The organism is Rhodanobacter sp. FW106-PBR-R2A-1-15 (genome assembly GCF_058789735.1).
Window position 1 is genome coordinate 40,601 of record NZ_JBYTEM010000017.1, and the last position, 15,646, is coordinate 56,246.

Genomic DNA, 15,646 nt, shown 5'->3' on the forward strand with positions numbered 1-15,646 from the left:
CACGATCAGCGGTGGGCGGCGGCCAGCAGTTCAGCCAGGACACGGGTGCTGTCGGCGAGGCTCTGCTGCCAGGTCAACCCGGTGATTGTCTCACCGGTGACCGCATCGACAAAATCCTCGGCCTGGCCAGGCGGCAGCAGGTGGCGGTAGTCCACGGTGATCTCGCTGCCGGCGGGCAGATCGGCCAGCCCGAACACGAAACCCAGGTGCCACAGCCCGTTCGGCGTGAAGCTGTGGTTGATGTAGCACTCGTCCGGCCAGTCCGGCGACAGCGTGTAGCGGTCCTCGAACCAGCGCGCGCTGGCATGGAACTGCGCGCGCAGCGGCGGCGAGGCCATGATGTCGGCGTAGCGGAAGGTCTGCTCGATGCCGTCTGGCGCGGTGATGATGCGTCCCGCCGCCACGGCTTCGTCGAGGAACAGGCCGTTGCCCGCGCCGTGGATGGCGGAAGCGGCGATGTGGTAGCGCGGCAGGATCATGGCGGCACGGCGGCGGAAGGGGCGCGCGAGTGTAACGCAAGCGGCGCGGCCCGCCGTGGGCCGCGCCACCGGTTCCCGGTTGGCGGGAATCTTGGTCGCGGCCTATTCCTCGGCGGTGGCCTCGGTCATGGCGGCCTTCTTGCTCCGGTGCGCTTTCTTGGCGGCGGTGGCAGGGGCGGCGGAGCCATCGTCGGCGAGCAGGATGGCGGCGCGGTTGCGCTCGATGGTGGCGTTGCCGATGCCCTTGACGTGCTTTAGGTCGTCGGCCTTCTTGAATGGGCCGTGGGCTTCGCGCCAGGCCACGATGGCCTCGGCCTTGGCCAGACCGATGCCGTCCAGCGACTTGGCGATGGCCGCCGCATCGGCCTGGTTGATGTTGACCGGCGTGGCGGCCAGCAGCAGCCCGGGCACGGCGAGAGCGAACGCGAGAGCGGCAGCGACGAGTTTGTTGAACATGGCCTTTTCTCCTTGGACGATGAGTGCGGCATCCGCGGCCGCCGGCGCACTATCGCGCCGCGACGCGAGGCGGCGCAGTGGGGGCCGCTGCAGGGTTGGCGTGCGCAGTGGGCGCTTTCGGCTGTGGGCGGCTTCCGCTTCCGTGTCGGTATGCCGGAAGCGCGCTGTTACAATGCCGCTCTTGTCTGCCTGATGGAGTGAGCCATGGATACTGCCCGCCTTTCCCGCTACGTCAGCGGCCTGTGGGACGACGAGATCGTGCCGCAGCTGGTCGAATACATCCGTATTCCCAACAAGTCGCCGATGTTCGACCAGGACTGGGTGGCGCACGGCTACATGGACGCGGCAGTGAGGCTGATGGAAAACTGGGCGCGCTCCAAGCTGAGCCAGCTGCCGGGCGCCACGCTGGAAGTGGTGCGGCTGGAAGGGCGCACGCCACTCATCTATATCGAGGTGCCGGGCACCGGCGACGACACCGTGATGCTGTACGGTCACTTGGACAAGCAGCCGGAGATGACCGGCTGGACCGAAGGCCTCGGCCCGTGGACGCCGGTGCTCAAGGGCGACAAGCTGTACGGCCGCGGCGGCGCCGACGACGGCTACGCGATCTTCGGCTCGCTGGCGGCCTTGCTGGCGCTGCACGAGCAGGGCATTCCGCATGCGCGCTGCGTGGTGATGATCGAGGCCTGCGAGGAATCGGGCAGCTACGACCTGCCGTTCTACGTCGACCACCTGGCCGCGCGCATCGGCAGCCCGTCGCTGGTGGTGTGCCTGGATTCCGGCTGTGGCAACTACGACCAGCTGTGGCTGACCACGTCCTTGCGCGGCATGACCGGCGGCAACCTCAGCGTGCAGGTGCTGGAAGAGGGCGTGCACTCGGGCGACGCCTCCGGCGTGGTGCCGTCGAGCTTCCGCGTCCTGCGCGAGCTGCTGACGCGGCTGGAAGATCCGACCACCGGCACGATCAAGCCGAAGGAGCTGTACGTCGACATCCCGCAGCAGCGTATCGACCAGGCCAAACTCTCGGCCGAAGTGCTGGGCGAGGACATCTACAGCAAGTTCCCCTGGACCGAAGGCATGCAGCCGGTCACCAAGGACCTGGCCGAGCTGGTGCTCAACCGCACCTGGCGCCCGCAGCTGGCGGTCACCGGCATCGGCGGCATCCCGCCGCTGGAAAGCGCGGGCAACGTGCTGCGCCCGTTCACCGCGGTGAAGCTGAGCCTGCGCGTGCCGCCTACGCTGGACGGTGCCAAGGCCGGCGAGTTCGTCAAGCAGCTGCTGGAGAAGGACCCGCCGTACGGCGCCAAGGTCAGCTTCACGCTGGAAAAGGACGGCTCGGGCTGGAACGCGCCGGCGCTGTCGCCGTGGCTGGAGCAGGCGGTCAGCGATGCCTCGCAGAACCATTTCGGCGCGCCGGCCACCTATATGGGCGAGGGCGGCAGTATCCCGTTCATGGGCATGCTGGGCGAGAAGTTCCCCAAGGCGCAGTTCCTGATCACCGGCGTGCTCGGCCCGCATTCCAACGCGCACGGCCCGAACGAGTTCCTGCACATCCCCACCGGCAAGAAGGTCAGCATGGTGGTGGCCGAGGTGGTGGCGAAGCACTTCGAGCAGGGCGCCAAGAGCTGAACGTTTTGCTCCCTCTCTCCTGCGGGGAGAGGGCCCGGATGAGGGGCTGGTCTTGCGGCGCGTTGTCAAAGACGCTGTGCTTCGGTGCCGATTTTTCTGCGAGTACCCGCCCCTCACCTCAATCCTCTCCCCGAAGGGTAGAGGAGGCGACCGCCAGAGGCTTTTCACATGGACGCATCCCACCTTGCCGCCAACTGGTCCGACATCCGCCGCCGGGTGGACGAGGCTTGCCGCGGGGCCGGCCGCGACCCTGCCGAGGTGACCATCCTGCCGGTCAGCAAGACTTTCGGCCCGGAGCTGATCCGCGCCGCGGTGGCGCTGGGCATGCGCCGCTTCGGCGAGAACAAGGTGCAGGAGATCCGCGACAAGGCGCCACTGCTGGCGGACTGCGGCATCGACTGGGTGATGATCGGTCACCTGCAGAGCAACAAGGCGAAAGACGTGGCGCGGCTGGCCAGCGAAGTGCAGTCGCTGGACCGGCTGGAACTGGCCGAGGCGCTGGACCGGCGGCTGCAGCACGAGGGCCGCGCGATCGACGTGCTGGTGCAGGTGAAGACCTCCTCCGAGCCCAGCAAGTACGGGCTGCCGCCTGAGCAGCTGCCGGTCTTCCTGGACACCCTGCGCGGCTACGACACCCTGCGCGTGCGCGGCCTGATGACCCTGGCGATCCACTCGAACGAAGCGGTCGAGGTGCGTGGCTGCTTCCGCCGGCTGCGCGAACTGCGCGACCAGGCCATCGCGCAGGGCCATGACATCCCCCGGCTTTCCATGGGCATGAGCGGCGATTTCCCGCTCGCCGTGGTCGAGGGCGCAACCGAGCTGCGGATCGGCACGGCGATCTTCGGCAACCGGCCGTATCCGGACTCGTATTACTGGCCGGAGCCGGCAGGTAACACGTAAAATGAAGCTGGATCAATGAGCTGGATGAAATGTGCGCAGGGTCGCCGCTTTTTGAAACGACAGGGTTCAGTTAACCTCGATCCAACATCTGGGCACCCTCTTCTTGTTAAGTTCACCACTTCGTTACGTCGTCGGCTTCTGCTGGGCGGCCAATCTTGTGAACAGCAAGGGATTTTTTCCGGCATGCCCATCAAGCCACTGACCGCCGCCGCCTCGCTCGTCTTCGTGCTTCTGGCATCCGGCCCGCTTCAAGCCAAGAGCCTCCCCGCTTCACCCGCCACCGGCAGCACGCCGGCCGGTCGCTTCGATTCACCCCTGCTGGTCCAACTGCCAGTCCTCGACCCGACGACTGCGCTGGCGCGGTCGGTGGTCCCGGATGCCGCCTCGATGCTGGCGCCGGCGCAGCCGCTTGCCGATGCTGCCGCGGATGAGCAGGACGCTGCCACGGCGGACATCACCGACCTGCGCAAGTCGCTGATCGCGATGGCGATGAAACTGCGCGACACGCGCTACGTGCGCGGCGGCCGCGACCCCTCCACCGGCTTCGATTGCAGCGGCTTTGTCCGCTACGTGTTCGCCCACGCGGTCGGCATGCAGCTGCCGCACAACTCCGCGTCGCAGTTCCTGGCCGGCCTGAAGGTCAACCGCGCCGACATGCAGCCGGGCGACCTGGTGTTCTTCCGTACCCATGGCAAGCGGCACATTTCGCACGTGGGCATCTACATCTCGAACGGCCGCTTCATCCATTCGCCGGCCAGTGGCAAGTCGGTGGAGATCTCCAGCCTCAACGAGGGCTATTGGGCCAAGCGCTTCGCCGGCGCCAAGCGTCCGGAAGCGATGGCGCAGGTGGCTGCCAAGGGTTGATGCCGGTCGTCGCCAGTGCTTCGCCGAGCCGCCGCAAGGCGGCTTTTTGCTGCTGCCATGGCTGAACGATCGCCGCCGGCCGCGGTCAGCTGGCGGGCAGCTATGCTGCGCCCTGATTCCACGGAAACCGCCCGATGCCTGTCGACCTGCCGCCCGTCACCCGCAACCTGCTGATTGCCAATGTGACGGTGTTTTTCCTGCAATACGTGGCGGGCCAGTTCCTGCTGCTGCATTTTGCGCTGTGGCCGCTCGGCTCCGGCCTGTTCGCAGTCTGGCAGATCGTCACCAGCGCGTTCATGCATGGCGGCATCACCCACATCGCGTTCAACATGCTCGCGCTGTACATGTTCGGCGGCACCATCGAGCGCACCTTCGGCGCGCGCGAGTTCACCATCTACTACTTCACCTGCGCGATCGTCGCCTCGCTGCTGCAGCTGGCGGTGCTGTGGTTCTTCCCGCCGGCGCAGTACGGCCCCACGCTGGGCGCGTCCGGCGCGATCTTCGGCCTGCTGCTGGCGTTCGGCATGCTCTACCCGCACGAAAAGGTGATGCTGATCTTCCTGCCGATCCCGATATCGGCGTGGCTGTTCGTGATCCTCTACGCCGCCGCCGAGCTGACCATGGGCGTGACCGGGATCGAGCCGGGCGTGGCCCATTTCGCCCATCTGGGCGGCATGCTCGGCGGACTGGTGCTGATCCAGTACTGGCGCGGCCGGCTGCCGTGGAAGCCGCGTCGGCGTCTGCTACGCTGAACGTTTCCACGCCGCTGAACCCTTCATGAGCCCAGCCCTGCAGCGCCAGCTGACCCCGCGACACATCACCTTCATGGCGCTGGGCATGTGCATCGGCGCCGGGCTGTTCCTCGGTTCGGCCAGCACGATCAAGCTCGCCGGGCCCTCGGTGCTCATCGCCTACGCGTTCGGCGGCACGATGATCTTCATCATCATGCGCGCGCTGGGCGAAATGGCCGCGCACGAACCCATCGCCGGTTCCTTCAGCACCTATGCGCACAAGTACGTGGGGCCGCTGGCTGGCTACATCACCGGCTGGAACTACTGGATCCTGATGATGGGCGTGGGCATCGCCGAGAGCACGGCGGTGGGCATCTACATGAAGACCTGGTTCCCCGACACGCCGCAGTGGATCTGGGCGTTCGCCAGCGTGGCGATGATCGGCGGGCTGAACCTCTTGGCAGTGAAAATCTACGGCGAACTGGAGTTTTGGTTCTCGCTGATCAAGGTGCTCACCGTGGTGGCGATGATCGCCGGCGGGTGCGCGATGATCTGGCTGGGCTGGGGCAATGGCGGCAAGCCGATCGGCCTCAGCAACCTGTGGACGCACGGCGGCTGGTTCCCCAACGGCCTCACCGGCATGGTGCTGGCGCTGCCGGTGCTGGTGTTCTCCTTCGGCGGCATCGAGACCATCGGCATGGCGGCGGCGGAAGCCGCGCAGCCGGAGCGCACCATTCCGCGCGCAGTGAACTCGGTGATCTGGCGCATCCTGATCTTCTACATCGGTTCGCTGTTCGTGATCATGGCGATCTACCCGTGGAACGCGCTGGACGCCAACAGCAGCCCGTTCGTCACCACCTTCGCGCGGCTGGGCATCCCCAGTGCGGCGGGGCTGATCAACTTCGTGGTGATCACCGCGGCGCTGTCCAGCTTCAACTCCACCACCTTCAGCGGCAGCCGCATGCTGCACAGCCTCGCCGACAAGGGTCAGGCGCCAGCGGCGATGGGTCGCCTGAGCGGGCACGGCGTGCCGATGCGCGGGGTGCTGGTGACCATGGCCTTCCTGCTGTTCGGCGTGCTGATGAACTACCTGGTGCCGGGGCGCATCTTCGGCATGATGATGTCGATCCTCGCCTTCAATACGGTGTGGACCTGGGGCATGGTGCTGGTGGCGCACTGGAACTTCCGCCGCCGGCAGGCGCAGCCGCTCGGCTTCCGCCTGCGCTTGTGGCCGCTGTCCAGCGTGCTGTGCCTGGCCTTCCTGCTGTTCGTGTGGGTGATGCTGGGCTGGAGCCCCGACACCCGCGTGGCGATCTACGTGGGCGTGGCGTGGCTGGCGCTGCTCACCGTGGCCTATTACGGCTTCGGTATCGAGCGGCGCATGCGCGTGGCGCAGGCCTGAGTCGGGCGGAACGTCGCCGCGGGGCTTCCCCGCACGCGGGCAAGCCGGGCCTCAGCGCAGCGCCAGGAAGTCCGCGCTGACCACGAAGCGCACCGCGTCCAGCCGCAGCCGCGACTGCGGCAGCGCGGCCAGCAGGGAGGTGCGCTCGGCGGCGACGGCGGCGATCTCCGCCTCGCCTACCGATCGGTTCACCGCGCGCAGCGCGCGCAGCCGCGACAACTCCGCATCCAGCGCCGTGGTGGCCAGGCCTGCCGCCTCGTCGATGCGCGCCTGCCCGCGTGCGCCGGCCAGCGCCTCGGCGCGTTCCAGCATCGGCGGCACCAGCTTGCCGAGGAATTTGCGGTAGCGCGCCACCTCGATGTTGCGATCGCCGGCCTTGCGCAGGGCGATTTCGCTCGGCGCGAAGTCGGCGCGCTCGGCCAGCCGGGTGTCGACGGTGACGGCGATCGGCAGCACCGGCAGGAAGCGTTCGGCGTCGAGTTTCCGGTCGGCGACGCATTCGAGCAGGAACACCGCTTGCAGCAGCGCGGTGCGTGGTGGCAGCACGTCGTCGACCATGAACGCGGCGTTGCCCTGTTCGCCGGACAGCGCCAGGTCCAGCGCGCCGGCGACGAGCGGATGATCCAACCGCAGCAGCGGCAGGTCCTCGCGCGCCAGCGCCACCGCGCGCGCGAAGGTCACCGACTGCGGGCCTTCGGCGAAGCCGGGCAGGGCATCGGTGGACAGGTACTGCGGGTCGAGCAGCAGCACCTGGCCGCCGAGTTCCTCGGCATGGATGCCGAACGCCTCCAGCAGGCGTTGCACGAAGGCGTCGCGGGTGGAGTCGCGGTCCTCGCGGGCGAACGCCTGCTGCAGCTCGTCGGCGTGCAGGTCGCGGCTGGCGGCCAGCTCCAGTAGGTGGTCGCGGCCGCCGCGGATCAGCACGGCCAGCTGCTCGTGGCTGGCGCGGGTCTCGGCCAGCAGCGCGTCCAGTTCCTGGTCGCGGTTGTCGTCGCCGCGGGCGTGCTCGTCGGCCAGCCGGGTCAGCGGCTCGCCGTAGCGGCGCAGCAGCTCGCGGCCGTCGGCCGGACTGAGGCGGAACGCGTCGATGCCCTCGTCGTACCAGCGCGCCAGCACGTGCTGGGCGCTGTCGGCCACGGCGAGGATGTGGATGTCGATGTCGTGCTTCTGGCCGATGCGGTCGAGCCGGCCGATGCGCTGTTCCAGCAGGTCGGGGTCCAGCGGCAGGTCCCACAACACCAGCCGGTGCGCGAACTGGAAGTTGCGCCCCTCCGAGCCGATCTCCGAGCACAGCAGCAATCGCGCGCCGTCGGGCTGGGCAAAGTACGCGGCGTTGCGGTCGCGCTGCACGATGCTGAGGCCTTCGTGGAAACGCGCCACGCCGGCGCCGCTCTTCGTGCGCAGCGCTTCCTCCAGCGCCAGCACCTTGGCCTGGCTGCGGCAGATCAGCAGGAACTTGTCCTGCGGATGCGCGTCGAGCAGGGCGACCAGGGCGTCGATGCGCGGGTCGGCGGCGTAGTCCACCTCGATCAGCGCCGGCGGCTGCTGGATGTCGGCGTGGAACTCGGCCAGCAGCGCCTGGCGCGTGCTGTCGTCGACCGCATTGGCCGGCAGCAGATGCCATTCAGGCCGGCGCTGCGGGAAGCCGCCGACGCCGGCGCGGTTGTTGCGGAACATCGCGCGGCCGGTGCCGTGGCGGTCGATCAGCGCGGCCAGCAGCTCGCGCGCGTTGTCCGGCCGAGTCGGTTCGGCCAGCCGCGCGGTGAGCACGGCGTCGCCGTGGAAGGCCTCGGCTAGCGCAGCGCGTTGCGCGTCGTCGAGCGGTTGGCCATCGAGCAGGCGGTCGGCGATCTTCGACAGCGCCAGGTAGCGGTCGGCCTCGGCCAGGTAGCTTTCCAGGTTGCCGTAGCGCTGCGGGTCGAGCAGGCGCAGGCGGGCGAAGTGGCCGCTGCGGCCGAGCTGTTCCGGGGTGGCGGTGAGCAGGATCACGCCGGGGATCGCCGCGGCCAGTTGCTCCACCATCGTGTAGCGCGGGCTGGCCGCTTCCGGCGACCACGCCAGGTGGTGCGCCTCGTCCACCACCAGCAGATCCCACGGCGCGTCGAGCAATTGCCGCGCGTACTTCGGCGAGCTTTCCAGGAAGCCGAAGTCGGCGATCACCAGTTGCTCGTCCTCGAACGGGTTGCCGGCGTCGCCGGATTGTTCCAGCGCCTCGCAGCGTTCTTCGTCGTAGATCGCGAAGCTCAGGTTGAAGCGGCGCAACATCTCCACGAACCACTGGTAGACCAGGGTGTCGGGCAACAGCAGCAGCACGCGCGAGGCGCGGCCGGTGGCGAGCTGGCGCGCGATGATCATGCCGGCCTCGATGGTCTTGCCCAGGCCCACCTCGTCGGCCAGCAGCACGCGCGGCGGTCGGCGCGCCGAAGCGATGCCCGCCACGCGCAGCTGGTGCGGCACCAGCCCGATGCGCGCGGCGCCCAGGCCCCACATCGGCGAACGGCGTGCCTCGGCACGCCGTTGCAGGCCTTCCAGGCGCAGCTCGAACTGCGCCACGGCATCGGTGCGACCGCCGACCAGGCGGTCGTCGGCCTGGCTCACGCTCTGCTCGTCGTCGAGCTGGCCCTCGTGCAGCTCGCGGCCTTCGCCGCGGTAGATCAGCAGGTCGTCCTTGATCTCGACGCGCTCGACCAGGAATGCGATGCCCTTGCCGGCGACGCGCTGGCCGGCGCGGAACTCGGCGCGCAGCAGCGGCGCTGAATCGACCGCATACGGGCGCAGCACCCCGGCCTTGGCGAACAGCACCTGCACGCCGCGTCCCTCGACGCGCAGCACGGTGCCGAGGCCAAGCTCGGGTTCGGCGGAGGAGATCCAGCGTTGACCAGGGACGAACATGGGGCGACCGTGCGGTATCAAGGGCCGACGATTATCCGCTCCACGGCCCGTGCTGGGAACCGCCGCGGCGCGGCCGCGTACGGTTTCGGGGCAGCGTGCGGCGGCCGGCCGCCGGCATCGGTGCGGTCTGACCCCGGCGTGCGCGGGCGACGGAAACAAAAACGCCGCGCAGAAGCGCGGCGTTTCCGGGCTGGCAAGCTGGCCGCCACGGCAGATGCCGTGGCGGCCGCAGACTCACCAGATCTTCACCTGCTTGTCGTCCGCCCGCACCATCGCGTCGCCCGGCTTGCACTGGAACGCGCTGGCGAAGGTCGGCATGTTCGACGGCGCACCGATGGCGCGCAGCGAGGCCGGGGCGTGCGGGTCGACGTTGAGTTGCAGCACCGCCTGCTTCTCACGGATGGAACCACGCCACACCCGCGCCCAGTTCAGGAAGAAGCGCTGATCCTGGGTGTAGCCGTCGATCTTCTTGCCGGCTTCGTCGGGGTTCTTCTTCAGCGCGGCCTGCAGCGCGTCGTAGGCCGCGTTCAGGCCGCCGAGGTCGCCGATGTTCTCGCCCAGGGTCAGCTTGCCGTTGACGTGCAGGTCCGGCTGGTCCTTGATCGGCGTATAGGCATCGAACTGGGCGACCAGCTTGTCGGTGCGCGCATCGAACTTGGCGCGGTCGTCCTTGGTCCACCAGTTGACGTTGTTGCCGGCGCCGTCGAACTGGCTGCCCTCGTCGTCGAAGCCGTGGCTGGCCTCGTGGCCGATCACCGCGCCGATGCCGCCGTAGTTGATGCCGTCGTCGGCGTTGGCATTGAAGAACGGCGGCTGCAGGATCGCGGCCGGGAAGTTGATCGTGTTGTCGCTCGGTTTGTAGTAGGCGTTGACCGTCTGCGGGGTCATGCCCCATTCCTCGCGGTCGGTCGGCTTGCCGATCTTGGCGATGTCGTAGTCGTAGTTGAACTTCACTGCCGCCTGCACGTTGGCGTAGTAATTGTCGCTGGTGATGTTCAGGCCGGACCAGTCGCGCCACTTGTCCGGGTAGCCGATCTTCGGCAGGAAGGTATTCCACTTGGCGATCGCCTTGGCCTTGGTCTCGGCGCTCATCCAGTCGAGGTTCTCGATGCGCGTCTTCAGCGCATTGCGCACGTTGTCGACCAGTTCCTGCGCACGGGCCTTGGCCTCGGGCTTGAACACCTCGGCCACGTAGAGCTGGCCCAAGGCCTGGCCCATCGAGCCGTTGACGGTGCCGAGCACGCGCTTCCAGCGCGCCTTCTGTTCCGGCTGGCCGGACAGGGTCTTGCCGTAGAACGCGAACTTGTTGTCCTGGAAATTCTTGCTCAGGTACGGCGAGGCGTCGTCGATGGTGTGGAAGCGCAGGTAGGCCTGCCACTGGGCGATCGGCGCCTTGGCCAGTTGCTGGTCGAACTCGGCGAAGAACTTCGGCTGCGACAGCGAGAAACCCTTGTCGATGGTCACGCCCTGGGCGGCGAAGAACTTGTCCCAGCTGAAATGCGGGGTGGCCTTGTCGGCGTCCTTGAGGCTGACGAAGTGGTACTGATTCTCCGGCTTGCGCGCCTCGACCGGCGACAGCGAGGCGGCGGCCAGCCGGGTTTCGAACGCCAGCACGTCGTCGGCCTGCTTCTTCGCGTCGGCTTCGGCCACGCCGGTCAGCTCCAGCGCCTTGGCGATGTAGGCGACGTAGGCGTCGCGGATGTCCTTGTACTTGGCGTCGCTGTAGTAGTCCTTGGTCGGCAGACCCAGGCCGTCCTCGAACGCATAGGCGATCTGCATGTCGGCGTGCTGGAAGTCGGGGTCGGACTCGAAGTGGAACACCAGGCCGTCACCCTCGACGTAGCTCTTGGTGATGTAGCTGGCCACGTCGGCGCCGTTCTTCAGACCGGCGATTGCGTCGAGCTTGGGCTTGATCGGGTCGAAGCCGGCTTTCTCGATCGCCGCCTCGTCCATGCCGGACTGGAACAGGTAGCCGATCTTCTGCTCGATCGAGCCGGCCTGGGCCGTGGCGGCATCCTTGGCAGCCTTCTCGACGATGGCGTGCTGGGTGTTCAGGCTGGACTCGGCCAGCTGGTCGAACGCGCCCCAGCGGGTGCGGTCGGCCGGGATCGGGTTGGCGGCAACCCACTTGGCGTTGACGAAGCCGTTGAAGTCCTGGCACGCCTGCGCACTGTCGCCGAGTTCGCTGACGTCGAAGATGCTCTTGCCGAGGTCGGCGGCAGCGGTGGTGACGGCGGTGGCCGGGGCGGTGCTGGCCGGCGCCGGCGCCTTGCCCGCCGGCTCCTGCTTGCCGCAAGCGCTCAGCGACAGGACCGCGCTTACGGCCAGCGTCAACGCCAGCGGCTTCAGATACTGCTTGGTCATGGATATCCCTCTGTAGGTGATGAGTGGTGTCGTCTGGTCGCGCCGTCGGCCCCCCCCGGGGACGCGGGCATGGCCGCTCACGCTAGGTCAAACGTCATGGGTGGCACAGTGTCAAAGGTCAGGGTTGCGGCGGCCGGCGGGCGAGTGCTGCGGTGCCGGCAGCTGCCGCAGCTGGGCGGCGTCCAGACGCAGCACCGGGTAGGCGCCCACGGCTTGCGCGGCGTACCACGGCGAGCGCTCGAAGAAGTACATCAGCCGGGCGCGGCTGTCGGCGGCGAAGGCAGGGGCGTCGTGCAGCTGTAGGAGCGCGCTGGCGCGCGATGCCCTTTGCCGGAGGCCCCGAAAAAGCATCGCGCGCGAGCGCACTCCTACACGTTAGTCGGCAGACAGGCGCGGCGAAGCGGGCAACGTATCCGGCGCCACCGCACCGCCGGAGATGATGAAAGCCATCGCCTGGTCCATGGTCCAGTCGGTCGGCGTGAGTTCGTCCAGCGGCACCACTTCCAGATAGCCGCCGGTGGGGTTCGGCGTGGTGGGGATGTACACCGCCGCCATCTCGCGGCCGCTGCCTTCCTCCACCATCACCCGGGTGACAAAGCCCACCACCTTCATGCCCTGGCGCGGAAAATCCACCAGCACCACACGCTGCACGCCCGAGGGCTTGTTCTGCAGCACCGCCATCAGTTTCTTGGTGCCGCCGTAGATCGTCTGCACCAGGGGGATGCGCGCAAGCAGGGAATCGAACGCGTCGAGGAAACGCTGGCCGATCACCCGGTTCGCCACGAAACCGAGCAGGTACAACGCCACCAGCGTCAGCAGCAGGGCGACGATGAAGGTCAGCCACTCCATCTTCAGCGACTCGGCCGCATGCGGCGCCACCAGCGCCAGCCCGTTCAGCAGCGCGGCCACCAGCGGCGCGCCGATGCCGGCCAGCAGCCCCAGCACGAACTTGAACACCAGCCAGGTCACCCACAGCGGGAGGAAGGTGAGCAGGCCGGTGATCAAGTAGCGTTTGACGCGCAGGCGGGGCATGGGGTGGTCCGTGGGTGGCGATTCCCGGCATTGTAGGCGAGGCCGGCGGTGCGATGGTCTTGCCGGCTTTCGCGAGCGCGCAGCCCTTTCCGCGCCAGCGTCCTGATCCACGCCCCGCAGCTCCGCTCCTGGTAGGAGCCCGCTCGCGGGCGATGCTCTTGCTCTGGCAGCTCTTCTCCCCATACGCCGAAACAGCCAAAAGCATCGCGCCTGAAGTCGCCTACAAGGTGAAGATGCGCGCAACGTCACCGCGGCAGACGCCGCCGCCCATCGACGCGAAAACCGCGATACCCGCGCAGCAACGCCCCGCCAGCCACCAGCACCCACACCAGTAGGCTGACATAGACGCCGACGGCCGGAATCACGCGCAGGAAGTCCAGTTGCAGCGCCTGCGCCAACGCATAGGTGCCTACGGTGTACATGCCGATCGGGAACACGATGTCCCAGTCGTCGGTTTCGTAGCGCAGCGGCACGTGGCGCCGGCCGTGGCGCCAGATTTCCAGCAGCACCAGTAGCGGGATCCACCACGTCGCGGTGGCCCAGAAAAACAAGGTGAAGCCTTTCACGAACGGCACCAGTTCGCGCAGCGGCCCGACCGCCGGCGCATGCAGCACGAACAGGCTGCCGGCGAGGGTGGTGATGGCCAGTGCGCCCATGTCGATCCAGTACGGCGGAGTGAACTCACGTGCGCGCAGTGGAAAGAACAGCATGCGGTACACCACCAGCGTGATGATCAGCAGGTACAGCGCGGCGCCGAGCAGGTACAGGCACAGTGCGCCGAACAGCATGCCGGTGTGCGCCGCAGGCCGGTCGGCGGCGAGCAGGGTCAGCAGCGTGGCCAGCGCCTGGGTGGCCACCACCGCCACCAGCCAGCCGCCGTGGATGCTGCGGGTGAAACCGGGCTTGATTCGCGCGGTGATCGCGGCGGCGAGGAACAGGTAGGTCAGCAGCGCCCATGCCAGCGCGCCGAGCACCGCCAGCGCGCGCGCCGCCCACGGCCAATGCACCACCAGCAGGCACTGGCTGCCCAGCACGCAGCTGGCGGCGGCGAAGGTGAGGAAGCCGGCGCCGCGGCCGGGGTGGGTGAAGTCGGTCACCAGCTCGCGGCGGAACCGCGCCAGGCGCAGCAGGCTCAGCGCGAGCAGCCAGGCGAAGGCGAGCAGGTTGAATGCGAACAACGCCCGCGCCACCCACGGCAGGCCGTGCTGACTGGTGTCGATGGAGACGATGCCGGTGGCCATCACCAGCGCGAAGCTGCCCGGGGCGAGATGCCGGGCGCGTTGCAGCAGGGTGTCGGCCAGGGTCATGGGCGGAGTCCGCAGGCTCGTTGCGGGGATTATGCGGATGGCTCGTGTGGGGGAGGGGTCAAGGGGATCATTGCCTTGCTCCCTCCCCTGCTGGCAGGGGAGGGCTGGGGTGGGGTGCTCTTGCTTGCACGGAGCTACCCCCCCCCTCCTAGCCTCCCCCTGCAAGCAGGGGGAGGGACAGGGCTACCTCTCGCCAGTGGAAGACAACTTCGTCGGCGGCGTGATGCGCAGGGCTGAAACCGCACTCGACGAGATCGCCCGCTTCGAGCGCGAGAGTGCCGGATAACCGCCGGCTGAATCCGTGTTGGCGGCGAGCGTCATCCGCATGTGTGGTCACGTCGTTTGCTGCCCTCAACCCGCCATGGTGGCGGCGCGAAGGAGGGAACAGCATGAACAGCTTGCACAGCAGGTGGCTGGTGGCCGCGGCCGTCGTCGGCATCGGCCTGGGCGGCGCGGTGACGGCCGCGGCGCAGAGCACGGCCGATGGCACCCAGCGTGACGTCAATCAGCAGCAGCGCATCGAACAGGGGTTGAAGTCCGGCCAGCTGAGCACGGCCGAGGCGGCACGGCTGGAGCGGGGCCAGGCGCAGGTGGATCGCCTGCAGGCGCACGCGCTGCGCGACGGCAGTCTGAATGCGGGCGAGCAGGCGCGCCTCGCGGCGGCGCAGGACCGCCAGAGCCAGGCCATCCGCGCCGAGCGGCACAACGGCGTCAGCGGCAACCCGCAGTCGCGCTCGTCCGAGCGCCTGCAGCGCGACGTTGCGCGCGACGTGCACCAGCAGGCGCGCATCGAGCACGGTGTGCAGTCCGGCGCGCTGACCGCGTACGAGACCGCTCAGCTGGAAGGGCGTCAGGCGCACGCCGCGCAGGTCGAGCAGCGTGCCGCCCGCGACGGCCAGGTGGGGCCGCACGAGCAACGCCACATCCAGCGCGTCGACAACCGCAACAGCCGCGGCATCTACCGCAAGAAGCACAACGGGCGGGTCGTGGGCTGATACCGGCAGCCACGCGCGTCAGCTTCGCGCCCCCGCGCCGTGCGCGGCGGGCGCGAAGCTGGCGCTCAGCGCGCCCGCGGCTTCAGCCGCACGTAGAGCTGTTTGCGCACGCGGGCGATAACCTCGCCTGAAGCGGTGGTCACCTCGGTCTCGAACCAGCGCAGCACCTTGTCGCCGCTGGCCGCGGCGGCGCGCAGTTCGTCGACCACGCTGGCCTCGAGTTTGAAGTGCGCGTAGACGTCCTCGTAGCCCGGCGCCACGAAGTCGATCGCGCCGGCCTTGTCCCACACGTAGTAATCGCTGCCGAGCCGGTGCATCGCCAGCAGCATCCAGAACGGGTCGACCATGGCGAACAGACTGCCGCCGAACTGGCTCTTCACGTAGTTGCGGTTCCACGGGCGCAGCCGCAGCGCCACCTTGGCCTCGGTGTAGTCGTCACTGAGCGACAGCACGCGAATGCCGCTGAACAGGTAGGGCGGCCACAGGTTGAGCAGGCGGCGGAGGGTGGAGGCGCGCATGGGGGCTCGTCGGGGCGGAAACGGAAATCTTACCCGAACGTACGTTGCAGTACGGACTGCGCTTTTCCGTAGGGCGG

Annotated in this window: 13 protein-coding genes and 1 pseudogene; 6 read left to right on the forward strand and 8 right to left on the reverse strand. The window is 68.3% G+C overall.

What is annotated here, in order from left to right; genetic code table 11:
• Positions 1–5: 5 nt before the first annotated feature.
• Together AC3WTD_RS10420 and AC3WTD_RS10425 are read right to left on the reverse strand one after the other, a co-directional pair.
• Positions 6–479 carry an SET domain-containing protein gene (locus tag AC3WTD_RS10420; RefSeq protein WP_492613745.1) on the reverse strand — a complete coding sequence of 158 codons (474 nt, stop codon included), beginning with the start codon at positions 477–479 and terminating at the stop codon, positions 6–8.
• A 102-nt stretch (positions 480–581) separates the two neighbouring features.
• On the reverse strand, positions 582–935 hold the full coding sequence (locus AC3WTD_RS10425; RefSeq protein WP_492613746.1) for a ComEA family DNA-binding protein: 354 nt from the start codon (positions 933–935) through the stop codon (positions 582–584).
• A 204-nt stretch (positions 936–1,139) separates the two neighbouring features.
• Between AC3WTD_RS10425 and AC3WTD_RS10430 the strand changes: the two genes are divergently transcribed.
• The 5 genes from AC3WTD_RS10430 (at position 1,140) to AC3WTD_RS10450 (ending at position 6,461) form a co-directional block, all read left to right on the forward strand.
• Positions 1,140–2,564: a M20 family metallopeptidase gene (locus tag AC3WTD_RS10430; RefSeq protein ID WP_492613747.1), complete on the forward strand. Its 1,425-nt coding sequence runs from the start codon at positions 1,140–1,142 to the stop codon at positions 2,562–2,564.
• Positions 2,565–2,732: 168 nt separating this feature from the next.
• Positions 2,733–3,464 carry a YggS family pyridoxal phosphate-dependent enzyme gene (locus AC3WTD_RS10435; RefSeq protein ID WP_492613748.1) on the forward strand — a complete coding sequence of 244 codons (732 nt, stop codon included), beginning with the start codon at positions 2,733–2,735 and terminating at the stop codon, positions 3,462–3,464.
• Between the two features lie 183 nt (positions 3,465–3,647).
• Positions 3,648–4,328 (forward strand): C40 family peptidase, encoded by a 681-nt coding sequence (locus AC3WTD_RS10440; protein WP_492613749.1) that lies wholly within the window; start codon positions 3,648–3,650, stop codon positions 4,326–4,328.
• 134 nt (positions 4,329–4,462) lie between these two features.
• Positions 4,463–5,080, forward strand: a complete 618-nt coding sequence (locus AC3WTD_RS10445) for a rhomboid family intramembrane serine protease (protein ID WP_492613750.1) — start codon at positions 4,463–4,465, stop codon at positions 5,078–5,080.
• A gap of 25 nt (positions 5,081–5,105) precedes the next feature.
• Complete coding sequence (locus tag AC3WTD_RS10450) at positions 5,106–6,461, forward strand: amino acid permease (protein WP_492613751.1); 1,356 nt, start codon at positions 5,106–5,108, stop codon at positions 6,459–6,461.
• 51 nt (positions 6,462–6,512) lie between these two features.
• Here AC3WTD_RS10450 and rapA read toward each other — a convergent pair whose 3' ends face one another.
• The 5 genes and pseudogenes from rapA to AC3WTD_RS10475 all read right to left on the reverse strand — a co-directional run bounded on the left by rapA (position 6,513) and on the right by AC3WTD_RS10475 (position 14,056).
• On the reverse strand, positions 6,513–9,353 hold the full coding sequence (rapA, locus tag AC3WTD_RS10455; RefSeq protein ID WP_492613752.1) for an RNA polymerase-associated protein RapA: 2,841 nt from the start codon (positions 9,351–9,353) through the stop codon (positions 6,513–6,515).
• A gap of 234 nt (positions 9,354–9,587) precedes the next feature.
• Positions 9,588–11,717 carry a M13 family metallopeptidase gene (locus AC3WTD_RS10460; RefSeq protein ID WP_492613753.1) on the reverse strand — a complete coding sequence of 710 codons (2,130 nt, stop codon included), beginning with the start codon at positions 11,715–11,717 and terminating at the stop codon, positions 9,588–9,590.
• A gap of 111 nt (positions 11,718–11,828) precedes the next feature.
• Positions 11,829–12,017: pseudogene (locus tag AC3WTD_RS10465) on the reverse strand (peptidase M14); the annotation flags it as partial.
• Between the two features lie 75 nt (positions 12,018–12,092).
• Entirely contained in the window at positions 12,093–12,749 is a 657-nt protein-coding gene (locus tag AC3WTD_RS10470) for a DUF502 domain-containing protein (RefSeq protein ID WP_027493565.1), read from the reverse strand.
• Between the two features lie 245 nt (positions 12,750–12,994).
• Positions 12,995–14,056: a tellurite resistance/C4-dicarboxylate transporter family protein gene (locus AC3WTD_RS10475; protein ID WP_492613754.1), complete on the reverse strand. Its 1,062-nt coding sequence runs from the start codon at positions 14,054–14,056 to the stop codon at positions 12,995–12,997.
• Between the two features lie 389 nt (positions 14,057–14,445).
• Here AC3WTD_RS10475 and AC3WTD_RS10480 point away from each other — a divergent pair, with 389 nt between their 5' ends.
• Positions 14,446–15,051 (forward strand): hypothetical protein, encoded by a 606-nt coding sequence (locus AC3WTD_RS10480; protein ID WP_492613755.1) that lies wholly within the window; start codon positions 14,446–14,448, stop codon positions 15,049–15,051.
• Between the two features lie 65 nt (positions 15,052–15,116).
• Here the strand turns inward: AC3WTD_RS10480 and AC3WTD_RS10485 are convergent, their stop codons facing one another.
• Positions 15,117–15,569: a DUF4442 domain-containing protein gene (locus AC3WTD_RS10485; RefSeq protein ID WP_492613756.1), complete on the reverse strand. Its 453-nt coding sequence runs from the start codon at positions 15,567–15,569 to the stop codon at positions 15,117–15,119.
• Positions 15,570–15,646 lie beyond the last annotated feature (77 nt).

What these genes read in the sequence shown, in the direction of transcription:
- AC3WTD_RS10450 (WP_492613751.1), top strand. Translation starts at nt 5,106, where the DNA reads ATGAGCCCAGCCCTGCAGCGCCAGCTGACCCCGCGACACATCACCTTC.
- AC3WTD_RS10475 (WP_492613754.1), bottom strand. Translation starts at nt 14,056, where the DNA reads ATGACCCTGGCCGACACCCTGCTGCAACGCGCCCGGCATCTCGCCCCG.
- AC3WTD_RS10460 (WP_492613753.1), bottom strand. Translation starts at nt 11,717, where the DNA reads ATGACCAAGCAGTATCTGAAGCCGCTGGCGTTGACGCTGGCCGTAAGC.
- AC3WTD_RS10420 (WP_492613745.1), bottom strand. Translation starts at nt 479, where the DNA reads ATGATCCTGCCGCGCTACCACATCGCCGCTTCCGCCATCCACGGCGCG.
- AC3WTD_RS10440 (WP_492613749.1), top strand. Translation starts at nt 3,648, where the DNA reads ATGCCCATCAAGCCACTGACCGCCGCCGCCTCGCTCGTCTTCGTGCTT.
- AC3WTD_RS10425 (WP_492613746.1), bottom strand. Translation starts at nt 935, where the DNA reads ATGTTCAACAAACTCGTCGCTGCCGCTCTCGCGTTCGCTCTCGCCGTG.
- AC3WTD_RS10485 (WP_492613756.1), bottom strand. Translation starts at nt 15,569, where the DNA reads ATGCGCGCCTCCACCCTCCGCCGCCTGCTCAACCTGTGGCCGCCCTAC.
- AC3WTD_RS10470 (WP_027493565.1), bottom strand. Translation starts at nt 12,749, where the DNA reads ATGCCCCGCCTGCGCGTCAAACGCTACTTGATCACCGGCCTGCTCACC.
- AC3WTD_RS10480 (WP_492613755.1), top strand. Translation starts at nt 14,446, where the DNA reads ATGAACAGCTTGCACAGCAGGTGGCTGGTGGCCGCGGCCGTCGTCGGC.
- AC3WTD_RS10430 (WP_492613747.1), top strand. Translation starts at nt 1,140, where the DNA reads ATGGATACTGCCCGCCTTTCCCGCTACGTCAGCGGCCTGTGGGACGAC.
- rapA (WP_492613752.1), bottom strand. Translation starts at nt 9,353, where the DNA reads ATGTTCGTCCCTGGTCAACGCTGGATCTCCTCCGCCGAACCCGAGCTT.
- AC3WTD_RS10435 (WP_492613748.1), top strand. Translation starts at nt 2,733, where the DNA reads ATGGACGCATCCCACCTTGCCGCCAACTGGTCCGACATCCGCCGCCGG.
- AC3WTD_RS10445 (WP_492613750.1), top strand. Translation starts at nt 4,463, where the DNA reads ATGCCTGTCGACCTGCCGCCCGTCACCCGCAACCTGCTGATTGCCAAT.